This is a genomic window from Noviluteimonas caseinilytica (genome assembly GCF_018406605.1).
Classification (GTDB): domain Bacteria; phylum Pseudomonadota; class Gammaproteobacteria; order Xanthomonadales; family Xanthomonadaceae; genus Noviluteimonas; species Noviluteimonas caseinilytica.
The window spans coordinates 594,524-607,596 of sequence record NZ_AP024545.1 but is presented as its reverse complement, the minus strand read 5'-3'; the positions used below and the strand labels follow the sequence as shown (position 1 = coordinate 607,596).

The following is a 13,073-nucleotide window of genomic DNA, read 5'->3' as shown; positions in this document are numbered from 1 at the left end:
CCGGCGCGTTGCCTCACAAGCCGGCGAGCCACTCGTCGTCCGAGCCTTCGTTGACGCCTTCGAACAGGATCGTGGAGAAGTAGCGTTCGCCCGTGTCGGGCAGCATCGCCAGGATCACGTCGCCTTCCTTCGCGGTCTTCGCCACTTCCAGCGCGCCGGCCACCGTTCCGCCCGCGGAGATGCCGACGAACAGGCCTTCTTCCTGCGCAAGGCGTCGCGCGGTGTCGCGCGCCACCATCTCGTCGATCTTGAGCAGCGTGCCCGCGACGTCGCGATTGAGCACTTCCGGCACGAAGTCCGGCGTCCAGCCCTGGATCTTGTGCGGCACGAATTCCGCGCCCGACAGCAACGCCGCGCCCGCTGGTTCGCACGTGGTGATCTTCGTTTCGGGGCGCGCGACGCGCAGCACTTCGGCCACGCCGGTGAGCGTGCCGCCGGTGCCCCAGCCGGTGACGAAATGATCGAGGCGATCGCCGGCGAAGTCGCGCAGGATTTCCGCTGCGGTCGTCTGCCGGTGGTACGCGGGATTGGCGGGATTGGTGAACTGGCGCGCGAGGAACCAGCCATGCTGCTTCGCGAGTTCTTCCGCGCGGCGCACCATGCCGCTGCCGCGTTCGGCGGCGGGCGTCAGGATCACTTTCGCGCCGTACGCGCGCATCAGCTTGCGGCGTTCGATCGAGAACGAATCGGCCATCGTCGCGACGAACTTGTAACCCCGCGCCGCGCACACCATCGCCAGCGCAACGCCAGTGTTGCCCGACGTGGCTTCGATCACCGTATCGCCCGGCTTGAGCAGGCCCTTCGCTTCCGCGTCGAGGATGATCGCGATCGCGAGGCGATCCTTGACCGAGCCGCCCGGATTGAAGGATTCGACCTTCGCGTACATCGTCACGTGCGATGGCGCGATGCGGTTGAGGCGGACGACCGGCGTGCGGCCGATGGTGTCGAGGATGCTGTCGTGGCGCATGGGGCGTTCTCCGGGGGGACGAGGGGAACAACGCAGTCCGCGGAGTGTGCAGGACGCGGGCAGGACGCGCGCGCCACTGTCGTTGGTCATGGGTCCGCCGGGTCAACGCGTGCGCGGATGGGGCGTTGATGCCCTTTCGTGGCCTTCCGGCCCCGCGCCGTGACCGTACTGCCACGCCAACCGGCCTAGAATTCACGAATGACGCCTTTCCCACGCTCCAAGTTCACCAAGTCCACCTTCCTCCTCGCCTGCGCGCTGTGCGCCACCTTGTCGGCCTGCGGCCGCGACCAGGCGGCGGCCGCCAACAATCGCGACGCGCGCGGCGGCGGCAATGCACCCGTTGCGGTGACGACCACCATCGTGCGCGCCAGCGATTTCTCCGACGCACTCACGGCCATCGGCACGGCGCGCGCGCGCGAATCGGTGACCGTCACCGCGAAGGTGAGCGAGATCGTGCAGCAGGTGCATTTCGACAGCGGCGATGAAGTCGGCAAGGGCGCGGTGCTCGTCACCTTGTCGGGCCAGCAGCAGCAGGCCGCGTTGCGCCAGGCCGAAGCGGCGGCGAAGGAAGCGCAGCAGTTGCTCGATCGCCAGGACGCACTGGCGAAGCAGCAGTTGATCGCGACCTCGCAGCTCGACACGCAGCGCGCCGCGCGCGACCAGGCCAATGCCCAGGCCGCGCAAGTGCGCGCGCAGATCAGCGACCGCACGATCCGCGCGCCGTTCGGTGGGGTGCTCGGCATCCGCCAGGTGAGCCCGGGCGCGCTGGTGACGCCGGGCACCGTGATCGCCACGCTCGATGATCTGTCGCGCGTGTACGTCGACTTCCCGATGCCCGAAGGCGAACTCGCGCAGCTCGCGCAGGGCCAGCGCGTGTACGGGCGCGCGGCGGCGTATCCGGGCACGGCGTTCGATGGCGTCGTCAGCACCATCGACACGCGCATCGATCCGACCACGCGTTCGGTGAACGTGCGCGCCGACTTCCCCAATCCGGACCACCGCCTGCGCCCCGGCATGCTGATCAACGTCGACCTGCGCCACGGCGAGCGCAATGCACTGCTGCTGCCGGAGATATCGGTAGTGCAGGTGGGTGAGCGCACGTTCGTGTATCGCGTCGGCAACGACGGCACGGTGCAGCAGGTGGACGTCAAGGTCGGCACGCGCCGCGATGGCCGCGCGGAAATCCTCGACGGCGTGAAAGCCGGCGACCGCGTGATCGTCGACGGCACGGGCAAGCTGCGCCCGGGCGCGAAGATCGCCGACGCCGCAAACGCGCGCACGGCGACGCGCTGACATGCGCCTGTCCGACCTTTCGATCGAACGTCCGGTCTTCGCGACCGTCCTGAGCCTGCTGCTGATCGTACTGGGCGTGATGGCGTATTCGCGTCTCACGCTGCGCGAGCTGCCCGCGATCGATCCCCCAGTGGTGTCGGTCGAAGTCGCGTATGCCGGCGCATCGGCGTCGGTGGTCGAAAGCCGCGTGACGCAGGTGCTCGAAGACGCGTTGTCGGGCATCGAAGGCGTGGAGACGATCGAGTCGAGCAGCGTCAACGGCCAGTCGCGCATCACCCTGGAATTCAGTCTGTCGCGCGACATCGAAGGCGCCGCCAACGACGTGCGCAGCGCCGTGAGCCGCGTGTCGAACCGCCTGCCGGACGAAGCCGATCCGCCGCAGGTCAGCAAGGTCGAGAGCGATTCGGATCCGATCATCTGGCTCAACATGAGCTCGACGAAGATGTCGACGCTCGAGCTGAGCGACTACGCCGAGCGTTACATCGTCGATCGCCTGTCGAGCATCGACGGCGTTGCGCAGGTGCGCATCGGCGGCCAGCAGCGTTACGCGATGCGCGTCTGGCTGGATCGCGATGCGCTCGCCGCGCGCGGCCTCACCGCGATCGATGTCGAGAACGCCCTGCGCGCCGAAAACGTCGAGCTCCCCGCTGGCCGCATCGAATCCGAATCGCGCGACTTCACCTTGCGCGTCGCGCGCGGTTACGAAAAGCCCGAGGATTTCGCGCAGATCCCGCTGGGCAAGGGCCCGGACGGGTATGTCGTGCGGCTGGGCGACGTCGCGAAGGTGGAGCTGGCCTCCGCCGAGCGTCGTTCGTACTACCGCAGCAACGGCGAACCGAACATCGGCCTGGGCGTCGCGCGCACCTCGACGGCGAACGCGCTGGACGTGGCCAACGCCGTGCGCGCCGAAGCCGACCGCATCCGCCCGACGCTGCCGGCCGGCACGAAGATCTTCGTCGCCTTCGACACCACCACCTTCATTGATGCCTCGGTCGAACGCGTGTACCACACGCTCATCGAGGCGATCGTGCTGGTGCTGATCGTGATCTGGCTGTTCCTGGGCAGCCTGCGCGCGGCGCTGATTCCCGCGGTGACGGTGCCCGTGTGCCTGATCGCGGCCTTCGTGCCGCTGTACGTGTTCGGCTATTCGATCAACCTGCTGACCTTGCTCGCGCTGGTGCTGTGCATCGGGCTGGTGGTGGACGATGCGATCGTCGTGCTGGAGAACATCCAGCGTCGCGCGGACCTCGGCGAACCCAAGCTCGTGGCGGCCGCGCGCGGCACGCGCCAGGTGGCGTTCGCGGTGATCGCGACCACCGCGGTGCTGGTCGCCGTGTTCCTGCCGATCGGCTTCATGGAGGGCAACACGGGGCGCTTGTTCCGCGAGTTGTCCGTCGCGTTGGCGGGCGCCGTGGCGTTGTCGGCGTTCGTCGCGCTGACGCTCACGCCGATGCTGTCGTCCAAGCTCGTGCGCCCGCATCGCGAAGAGAAATCCAATCCGGTCAACCGCTGGGTCAACGCGCGCCTGGATGGCGTGACCGCGCGCTATCGCCGCTTCCTGCAGGGCAACGTCGGGCGGCCGCTGTGGTTCGGTGCGCTCATGCTCGTCGCGCTCGGCGCGAGCGCCGTGCTGTTCAAGCTCGTGCCGTCGGAACTGGCGCCGCCGGAAGATCGCGGGTCGTTCCAGGTGAGCCTGACGGGCCCGGAAGGCGCCGGCTACGACTACACCGTGCAGCAGGTGCAGCAGGCCGAGAAGATGATCGCGCCGCAGATCCAGGGCAAGGGCCCGATCGAACGCGCCAACGCGCGCGTTCCGGGCGGCTTCGGCGCCAGCGAAGAAATGCACACCGCGCGCTTCAGCGTGTTCCTGAAGGATTGGGACAAGCGCTCCGAGAACACGCTGGACGTCGCCAAGCAGCTCAAGTCCGAACTGGATGCGTTGCCCGGCATGCGCGTCTCCACGCAGGTCGGCGGCGGCCTGGTGCGCACGCGCGGCCAGCCGGTGCAGATCGTCATCGAAGGCCCCGACTACACGGAACTTGCGGCCTGGCGCGATCGCCTGCTCGCGCGCATCGAGACCAACCCGGGCCTGACCGGCGCGGATTCGGACTACAAGGAAACGCGTCCGCAGATGCGCGTGCAGATCGACCGCAAGCGTGCGTCGGACCTGGGCGTGAGCGTGGAAGACATCGGCCATGCGCTCGAGACGATGATGGGTTCGCGCCGCGTGACCACGTTCGTGCGCGGCGGCGAGGAATACGATGTCGTCGTGCAATCCACGAAGGCCGGCCGCGCGACGCCCGCGGACCTGGAAGCCATCCAGGTGCGCGCACGCGATGGCGCGCTGATCCCGTTGTCCAACCTCGTCACGCTGCACGACGTGGCCGAGGCCGGCAGCCTCAACCGCTTCAACCGCCTGCGTTCGATCACCATCAGCGCGGGCCTCTCGCCGGGCTATCGCATGGGCGATGCGATCACGTGGCTGCAGGACGCGGTGAAGGCGGAATTGCCGGAACACGCGCAGATCGACTGGAAGGGCGAATCGCGCGAATACCAGCGCGCGGGCGGCGCGGTGCTGCTCACCTTCGCGCTCGCGTTGCTCGTCGTGTACCTCGTGCTCGCCGCGCAGTTCGAAAGCTTCATCCATCCCTTCGTGATCATGCTGACGGTGCCGCTGGGCGTGCTCGGTGCGCTGCTCGGCCTGTGGGTCACGGGCGGAACGCTGAACCTCTTCAGCCAGATCGGCATCGTCATGCTGGTGGGCCTGGCGGCGAAGAACGGCATCCTGATCGTCGAGTTCGCCAACCAGCTGCGCGACGAAGGGCGCAGCGTGCGCGAGGCGATCGTCGAATCGGCCGGCGTGCGCCTGCGCCCGATCCTGATGACCTCGATCGCCACGATGGTCGGCGCGGTGCCGCTGGTGCTCGCGGGCGGGCCGGGGTCGGCGAGTCGTTCGACGATCGGTGTGGTCGTGATCTTCGGTGTCGGTTTCTCGACGTTGCTGTCGTTGTTCGTCGTGCCTGCGTTCTATGCGTTGCTGGCGCCGTACACGCGTTCGCCCGAAGCGGTGGCGCATGAACTGAAGGAACTCGAAGCCACCGTGCGTCCGGCGGGCGACCGCCTGGGAGAACATGCGTGAGCGATTCGCCGTGGAAGTCGAAAGGACCGCCGAAAGGCCCGCCCTCGCGCGGTCCGCAGGCGAATGGACCGCGCCGCCCCGACGGCCCGAAGCGCGAACATCCTTCGCGTGCGCCGTCGCCGCGCGACATCGCCACGGCCGAGCACCAGCACGTCCGCGAACATCGTGAGCTCGAGTTGCGCCTGTACGGCGTCAACGCCGTGCGCGCCGCGTTCCATCGCCGTCCCGATGCGCTGCGCAAGTTGTACCTGGTCTCCGAACGCATCCCGCAACTGCAACCGATGCTGCGCTGGTGCGTCGCGCATCGCGTCGGTTATCGCGTGGTCGAGGATGAGGCCGACCTGCAGCGCCTCGCGTCGAGCACGCACCACGAAGGCGTGGTCGCCGATTTCCAGCGCGAAACGCCGCAGACGTTGACGACGTGGTTGCAGCACGTGCCGCAGGGTCCGGTGTGCGTGCTGTGGCTCGACGGCGTGGGCAATCCGCACAACCTCGGCGCCGTCCTGCGCTCGGCCGCGCATTTCGGCGTCGCGGCGATCCTGTTGCCGAAGCATTCGACGCTGAGCCTGTCCGGCGCCGCCGCGCGCGTGGCCGAAGGCGGCGCGGAAGCGGTGCCGTTCATCCGGCTGGGCCGCGAAGACAATTCGCTGGCCCAATTGCGCGGCGCGGGATTTGCGCTCGCGGCGACCGTCGTGCGCGACGGTGCAAGCGTGTTCGATGCGCAACTGCCGCAGCGGTTGGTTTACGTGCTCGGCGCGGAAGGCGAAGGCATGTCGCAGGAACTCGCCGCCGCGTGCGACCTGCGCGTCTCGATCCCCGGCAGCGGGAAAGTCGAAAGCCTCAACGTCGCGGCCGCCACGGCGGTGTTGCTCGCCGAGTGGACGCGCAAGGCCAAGGCGGTTGCGTAGGGCGCCTGGGCGGGTGCAATATAACGTTCGTTATATACCCGCTGAGGTCCCTGCCATGGTTTCGCTCAAGGTCACCACGATCGGCTCGTCCGCCGGCGTCATCCTCACGAAGGAGGCGCAGGCGCTCCTGCGCGTGAAAAAAGGCGACACGCTCTACCTGGTCGAAACGCCGACGGGTGCGCACATCAGCGCATACAACCCCGATTTCGTTCGCCAGATGTCGCTCGCCGAAGAGATCATGCACGAGGACAAGGAGATCCTCCGGGCGCTCGCGAAATGACGGAATGGAAATGGATTTCGGCAGAGCTCGCGCATGTGGTGCACGAGCGCCAACTCGCGGAACACGGCGGTCCTGAAGGCATTCGTGATCTCGGTGTCATCGAATCCGCACTCGCGCGCCCCGAACAACTCGCGCACTACGGCGAGCCTGATGTGTTCGACCTGGCGGCCGCGTACTGCTGGGGCATCGCGCGAAACCATGGCTACGTCGATGGCAACAAGCGCACCGGATGGTTGCTTGCGCGCATCTTCCTCGCCGATCACGGCGTCCGCGTTCGTGTCGACCCCATCAGCACGGTACGCGCCGTCGAAGCCGTGGCGGCTGGAACGATGACGCAAGATGCGTTGGCAGCATGGCTACGCTCCTGCGCCGTCGCCTGACGATCACGGCTCCAGGAAAATCAGCCACGCCGCCACCGCGATCAGCGCGAAGCCGGCCCAGTGGTTCCAGCGCAGCGGCTGGCCCAGGTACCAGATCGAAAAGCCCGCGAAGACCACCAGCGTGATCACTTCCTGCAGGCCCTTGAGCTGCGGCGCGGAATAGACCGCGCTGCCCCAGCGGTTGGCCGGCACCATCAGCGTGTACTCGAACAGGGCGATGCCCCAGCTGGCGAAGATCGCCAGCGCCAGCGGCGCGGATTTGTACTTCAGGTGCCCGTACCAGGCGAAGGTCATGAAGATGTTCGAACCCAGCAGCAGGAGGATGGGGAGCAGGCGTTCCATGGGCATCCGGGTTTGGTCCTTGGGGGGAGATGGGCGGAGAAGGGCGTGATTTGACGCCATTGTTGACGCTTTCGGCGTCTTCACGGAGCCTGCACCGGTCGGTCGGCACCTTCACGAACCTGAAGCCCAGACAGGAGCCCACTCCATGCGTAGCAGTGAAGAACCCGCCGGCCTCGTCCTCATCGTGGAGGACAACCGCAACATCTCCGAAATGGTCGGCGAATACCTCGAAGGCCGGGGGTTCGAAGTCGACTACGCCTCCGATGGCCTGGACGGTTACCGCCTGGCCGCCGAGAACAGCTACGACGTGATCGTGCTCGACCTCATGCTCCCACGCCTGGATGGCCTGGAAGTGTGCAAGCGGCTGCGCGAGGAAGCGCGCAAGTCCACGCCGGTCCTGATGCTGACCGCGCGCGACACGCTGGACGAGAAGCTCACCGGCCTGGGCGCCGGCGCCGACGACTACCTCACCAAGCCGTTCGCGATCCAGGAACTGGAAGCGCGCCTGCGCGCCCTGATCCGCCGCGAGCGCCGCCAGGTGGGCGCCGAGGTGCTGAAGGTGGCCGACCTGGTGCTCGATCCCGCCTCGCTCCGCGCCACGCGCGCCGGCAGCGAACTGCAGCTCTCGCCGATCGGCCTGAAGCTGCTCACCATCCTGATGCGCGAATCGCCGCGCGTGGTGAGCCGCCAGGAAATCGAGCGCGAGATCTGGGGCAACGGCCTGCCGGACTCCGACACGCTGCGCAGCCACCTGTACAACCTGCGCAAGACCATCGACAAGCCGTTCGAAAAGCCCCTGCTGCACACCGTGCAGAGCGCGGGCTACAGGATCGCCGACATCGAACAGCCCCCGGCCTGAGACCCGACCTTCGTGCCACAGGGGTTGCCACGCAAGATCCGGGTCGCCTTCCTGCTCCAGGTGGTGATGGTCAGCCTCGCGGTGATTGCCGCGGGCTGGCTCGTCTCACTCGTGATCCAGATGGGATTCGTCCGCAAGCTTTCGGAATCGGAGGCTTCGAACTTCTTTGCCCGTCGCGCGGTGGATTCCGACTACGACGTGCCGCACGGACGCAACTTCGACGGCTGGTTCGTGCCGGCCGGGCAAGCCGCCACGGGCGTGCCGGCGTACATCGCCACGCTGTCGCCGGGCTTCCACCCGATGGACGAACGCGCGCTGCAGGTGCGCGTGGAGAAGCGGCCGTCGGGCACCTTGTACCTGGCCTACGACCAGGACCGCATCGACCGGCTGATGTTCGCCTTCGCGGTGCTGCCGATCGTGATGGGGTTGCTCGCGGTGCTGGCCGTGTCCGCGTTGAGTTACCGCGTGTCGAAGCGGCTGGTGACGCCGGTGAACTGGCTGGCGCGGCAGGTCGCAGGATGGGACCCGCGCGCGCCCGACATCGATGCATTGGCGCCGCATCGCTTGCCGCCGGACATCGGCAGCGGCGAAGCGCGACAACTGGCGCAGGCCTTGCATCGCCTCGGCGAACGCGTGGAAGCCTTCGTCACGCGCGAGCGCAACTTCACGCGCGACGCCAGCCATGAACTGCGCACGCCGCTCACCGTGATCCGCGTCGCCGCCGACCTGCTGGAAACCGAACACGGCCTCAGCAGCCGCGGCGAGCGTTCGTTGCGGCGCATCCAGAGCGCGAGCCGCGACATGGAAGCGGTGATCGATGCGTTCCTGATCCTCGCGCGCGAAGGCGACATCGAACCGCCGCGCGAACATTTCTCCGTCGCCGACATCGTGGACGAGGAAGTGGACAAGGTGCAGCCGCTGCTCGACGGCAAGCCCGTGCACCTGCACGTGGTGAAGCACGCCGAGCCGGAACTGCATGCGCCCTCGCGCGTGCTGGCGGTGATGGTGGGCAACCTGCTCAGCAACGCCTGCCAGTACACCGACAGCGGCGACATCGAAGTGCGCATCGAGAACGACCGCGTCAGCGTCCGCGACACCGGCATCGGCATGTCGCGCGAAACGCTGCAGCGCGCCTTCGATCCGTTCTACCGCGCCGACCAGGACGCCGGCGGCATGGGCCTGGGCCTGTCGGTCGTGCGCCGCCTCGGCGAACGCTTCGGCTGGCCGGTGGTCCTCGAAAGCGTGCCCGGCAGCGGCACGCTCGCCACGATCCAGTTCGTGCGCTGACATTCAAGTGCTGAACGTTGGCCGCGCTGCGCGGTCAACGTGGCGACGGTGCGCGCGTTTGCGGCATCCTCGACCCATCTTTCCCGGCATTCCCCTTCATGGCCCAGACCCGATCCGCCCCCGCTCGTTCGTCCCGTCCGCGTGTTGTCGCCATCGGCGTTGCCGTCGTCGCCCTGGCGGGGCTGGCGTGGTGGTGGACGCACCATGAAGCGAAAGCGGCCGACAGCGGGTTCCGCACGGCCGCCGTCGAAAGCGGCGACATCCGCGTGTCGATCTCCGCCACGGGCACGCTCAGCGCGATCTCGACGGTGGACGTGGGCAGCCAGATTTCCGGCCAGGTCACCGACGTGCTGGTGGACTTCAACGATCGCGTCAGGAAGGACCAGGTGATCGCGCGCATCGATCCGAGCACGTACCAGGCGCAGATCGCGCAGGGCGCGGCGCAGATCGCCAGCGCGCGCGCGTCGCTCGCCACCGCGCAGGCCACGCTGCGCAACGCGGAGATCGATTACGACCGCAAGGCCTCGCTCTCCGGCCAGCAGCTGATCGCGAAGAGCGACGTGGACCTGGCCCGCGCCGCGCGCGACCAGGCGCGCGCGCAGGTCAACGCCGCGCAGGCGCAGATCACGCAGCAGCAGGCCTCCACGCAGACCACGCGCCTCAACCTCGACCGCACGGTGATCCGCTCGCCCGTCGACGGCGTGGTGCTCACGCGCACGATCGAACCGGGCCAGACGGTGGCGGCCAGCCTGCAGGCGCCGGTGCTGTTCCAGATCGCAGAAGACCTGTCGCAGATGAAGATCGTGCTCGCCATCGACGAGGCCGACATCGGCCAGGTCAAGGCGGGGCAGTCGGTCAACTTCACAGTCGATGCGTTCCCCGAGCGCAGCTTCCGCGGCAAGGTGCAGCAGGTGCGCCTGTCGGCGACGAACACCAACAACGTGATCACGTATCCGGTGGTGGTCACCGTCGACAACCGCGACCAGGTGCTGCTGCCCGGCATGACCGTCAACGCGGAAATCGAAGTGAGCCGTCGCGACAACGTGTTGAAGGTGCCGAACGCGGCATTGCGCTTCAAGCCGGCCGACGATGCGACGGGCGGCACCGCCAATGCGCAGCCGCAGCAGCGTGGCGGCGGGATGGCGTCGGAGTTGCCGAAGCTGGCGCAGTCGCTGCACTTGAACGCGTCGCAGCAGGACGCCTTCGACACCGCGCTTGCGCAGATGAAGGAACGCATGGCCGCGCGCGCGGCGCCGGCGGCGGCGCAGCAGGGACAGGGCGGCAGCGCGCTGTTCGGGCGCGGGCCGGGGGGTGGTCCGTCGTCGGGCGGCAACGCGAATACCGGCGCCGCCAGCGGTGCGATGCGCCAGCGATTGATGGAACGTTTCAACCAGCAGTTCGCCGCGTTCCGCGCATCGCTCGACGACACGCAGCGCACGCAATGGGATGCGGGTGTCACCGCGCTCGTCAGTGCGCGTCGCGCGCCGATCTACAAGCTGGTCGACGGCCAGCCGCAGCCGGCGGTCGTGCGCATCGGCGTGTCGGACGGCACCAGCACCGAAGTGTCCGGCGACGTGCATGCGGGCGACCTCGTGATCACGGGCGCCGAACGCGCAGCGACGGCCAAGGCCACGCAATGAGCGCCGTCGCACAGGCCCAGGTCGCCGCCCGCGAGGCGGTGATCGAAACGCAGGCGCTCGACAAGGTCTACGCGCAGGGCACGGAAGCGGAGGTCGTCGCGTTGCGCGGCGTGAACCTGCGCATCCTGCAGGGCGAGTTCGTCGCGATCATGGGGCCGTCGGGCTCGGGCAAGTCGACGCTGATGAATTTGCTCGGATGCCTGGATACGCCCAGCGCCGGCGTGTACCGCTGCGACGGCGTCGATGTCGCCACGCTGGACGCGGAAGAACGCGCGCGCCTGCGCCTGGACAAGATCGGCTTCGTGTTCCAGGGGTTCAACCTGTTGCCGCGCATGTCGGCGCTCGAGAACGTCTCGATGCCGATGGGCTACGCCAACGTGCACCGCGGCGAGCGCCTCAAGCGTGCGCACGAGGCGCTCGCGTCCGTCGGCCTCGGCAATCGCGAAGGCCACAAGCCCAGCGAAATGTCCGGCGGCCAGCAGCAGCGCGTGGCAATCGCGCGCGCACTCATCAACCGCCCGCCGATCCTGCTCGCCGACGAACCCACGGGCGCGCTGGATTCCAGGACGGGCGAGGAAATCCTGGCGCTGTTCAAGCAGTTGCAACGCGACGGCCACACCGTCGTGCTGATCACGCACGATCCCGACGTCGCCCACCACTGCGACCGCATCTTCGTCATGCGCGACGGCGAACTCACCGAGGAGGCGCGCGCATGAACCCGATGGAAGTCCTGCGCACGGCGATCTACGCATTGCGCGGCAACTGGATGCGCAGCGCGCTGACCTCGCTGGGCGTGATCATCGGCATCGCGGCGGTGATCGTGATGGTTTCGGTCGGGCAGGGCACGCAGGCGGAGATCGACAAGCTCGTCTCGGGCCTGGGCTCCAACCGCCTGGACATCAGCCCCGGTTCCGGCCGCGGTTTCGGCGGCATCCGCGTCGGCGGCGCGAACAACTTCACGCTGACCGAAGACGACGCCACGGCCATCCGCACCGAGTTGCCCGACGTGCAGTACGTCGCGGGCAGCCTGCGCGGCAGCAGCCAGTTCGTGTACGCGGAAAACAATTGGTCGAGCAACTGGCAGGGCGTGCAGGCCGACTGGTTCGACATCAACGGCTGGACGCTCGCCAGCGGCGCGGGATTCGACGCGCGCGATTACGGCGGTGCGTCGAAGTCCGTGATCCTCGGCGAAACGGTGCGGCGCGAATTGTTCGGCGACGACGATCCGCTCGGCCAGGTCGTGCGCATCGGGCGCGTGCCGTTCACGGTGGTGGGCACGTTGAAGCCGAAGGGCCAGGGCGGGTTCGGGCAGGACCAGGACGACATCGTGGTGGTGCCGCTGGAAACCGCGCGCCGCCGCCTGATGGGCGCGATGGGCCTGCCGCCGGGCGCGGTGATGCAGATCGCGTTGGGCGTGGCCAACGCCGACGACCTCGACTACGTGCAGGGCGAAGTGGAAGCGTTGCTGCGCCAGCGCCACAAGATCCAGCCCGGCGCGGAAGACGATTTCAACGTGCGCAACATCGCCGAGATCATCAGCACGCGCACGGCCACGACCAACCTGATGTCCAAGTTGCTCGGCGCGGTGGCGACGATCTGCCTGATCATCGGCGGCATCGGCATCATGAACATCATGCTGGTGTCGGTGACCGAGCGCATCCGCGAAATCGGCTTGCGCATGGCGGTGGGTGCGGGGCCGCGCGACGTGCGCCGTCAGTTCCTCGCCGAAGCGATGCTGATCTCGATGATCGGCGGCGTCATCGGGATCGCGATCGGGATCGTGGGCGCGTTGCTGGTCGGCAAGTTCAGCGAATTGCCGGTGCAGGTGAACGCCAACGTCGTCGGCCTGGCCGCGGCGTTCTCGATCGCCACGGGCCTGTTCTTCGGGTATTACCCGGCGCGCAAGGCGTCCTTGCTGGATCCGATCGAAGCGTTGCGCCAGCAATAGGCGGGCGGCGGTATCCTGCGCGGCATGTCC

Annotated in this window: 12 protein-coding genes; 10 read left to right on the top strand and 2 right to left on the bottom strand. The window is 68.0% G+C overall.

All coding sequences use genetic code 11. The annotated features are described in order from the left end of the window. Positions 1-13: 13 nt before the first annotated feature. On the bottom strand, positions 14-967 hold the full coding sequence (gene cysK / locus LYSCAS_RS03115) for a cysteine synthase A (RefSeq protein ID WP_213435578.1): 954 nt from the start codon (positions 965-967) through the stop codon (positions 14-16). A 198-nt stretch (positions 968-1,165) separates the two neighbouring features. Between cysK and LYSCAS_RS03110 the strand changes: the two genes are divergently transcribed. The 5 genes from LYSCAS_RS03110 to LYSCAS_RS03090 are packed head-to-tail and all read left to right on the top strand — an operon-like array spanning position 1,166 to position 6,967. Further along, positions 1,166-2,260 (top strand): efflux RND transporter periplasmic adaptor subunit, encoded by a 1,095-nt coding sequence (locus LYSCAS_RS03110; RefSeq protein ID WP_213435576.1) that lies wholly within the window; start codon positions 1,166-1,168, stop codon positions 2,258-2,260. A 1-nt stretch (position 2,261) separates the two neighbouring features. Then, positions 2,262-5,399, top strand: a complete 3,138-nt coding sequence (locus LYSCAS_RS03105) for an efflux RND transporter permease subunit (RefSeq protein WP_213435574.1) — start codon at positions 2,262-2,264, stop codon at positions 5,397-5,399. After that, on the top strand, positions 5,396-6,307 hold the full coding sequence (locus tag LYSCAS_RS03100) for a TrmH family RNA methyltransferase (protein WP_213435572.1): 912 nt from the start codon (positions 5,396-5,398) through the stop codon (positions 6,305-6,307). The genes LYSCAS_RS03105 and LYSCAS_RS03100 overlap by 4 nt, the downstream gene beginning before the upstream one ends. A 55-nt stretch (positions 6,308-6,362) precedes the next feature. Next, on the top strand, positions 6,363-6,587 hold the full coding sequence (locus LYSCAS_RS03095; protein WP_213435570.1) for an AbrB/MazE/SpoVT family DNA-binding domain-containing protein: 225 nt from the start codon (positions 6,363-6,365) through the stop codon (positions 6,585-6,587). Then, positions 6,584-6,967, top strand: coding sequence for a type II toxin-antitoxin system death-on-curing family toxin (locus tag LYSCAS_RS03090; protein WP_213435568.1), 384 nt, complete (start codon positions 6,584-6,586; stop codon positions 6,965-6,967). The genes LYSCAS_RS03095 and LYSCAS_RS03090 overlap by 4 nt, the downstream gene beginning before the upstream one ends. Before the next feature lie 3 nt (positions 6,968-6,970). Here LYSCAS_RS03090 and LYSCAS_RS03085 read toward each other — a convergent pair whose 3' ends face one another. Next, the gene (locus LYSCAS_RS03085; RefSeq protein ID WP_343225465.1) at positions 6,971-7,315 is read right to left on the bottom strand and encodes a DMT family protein; all 345 of its coding nucleotides are present in this window, start codon (positions 7,313-7,315) and stop codon (positions 6,971-6,973) included. Between the two features lie 139 nt (positions 7,316-7,454). Here LYSCAS_RS03085 and LYSCAS_RS03080 point away from each other — a divergent pair, with 139 nt between their 5' ends. The 5 genes from LYSCAS_RS03080 to LYSCAS_RS03060 all read left to right on the top strand — a co-directional run bounded on the left by LYSCAS_RS03080 (position 7,455) and on the right by LYSCAS_RS03060 (position 13,043). Further along, positions 7,455-8,168, top strand: a complete 714-nt coding sequence (locus LYSCAS_RS03080) for a response regulator transcription factor (protein WP_036170123.1) — start codon at positions 7,455-7,457, stop codon at positions 8,166-8,168. 12 nt (positions 8,169-8,180) lie between these two features. After that, positions 8,181-9,455, top strand: a complete 1,275-nt coding sequence (locus LYSCAS_RS03075; protein ID WP_213435564.1) for a sensor histidine kinase — start codon at positions 8,181-8,183, stop codon at positions 9,453-9,455. Between the two features lie 98 nt (positions 9,456-9,553). Next, positions 9,554-11,095 (top strand): efflux RND transporter periplasmic adaptor subunit, encoded by a 1,542-nt coding sequence (locus LYSCAS_RS03070; protein ID WP_213435562.1) that lies wholly within the window; start codon positions 9,554-9,556, stop codon positions 11,093-11,095. Beyond that, positions 11,092-11,811 (top strand): ABC transporter ATP-binding protein, encoded by a 720-nt coding sequence (locus LYSCAS_RS03065; protein ID WP_213435560.1) that lies wholly within the window; start codon positions 11,092-11,094, stop codon positions 11,809-11,811. The genes LYSCAS_RS03070 and LYSCAS_RS03065 overlap by 4 nt, the downstream gene beginning before the upstream one ends. Next, complete coding sequence (locus LYSCAS_RS03060; RefSeq protein WP_213435559.1) at positions 11,808-13,043, top strand: ABC transporter permease; 1,236 nt, start codon at positions 11,808-11,810, stop codon at positions 13,041-13,043. Before LYSCAS_RS03065 ends, LYSCAS_RS03060 begins: the two co-directional genes overlap by 4 nt. Positions 13,044-13,073 lie beyond the last annotated feature (30 nt).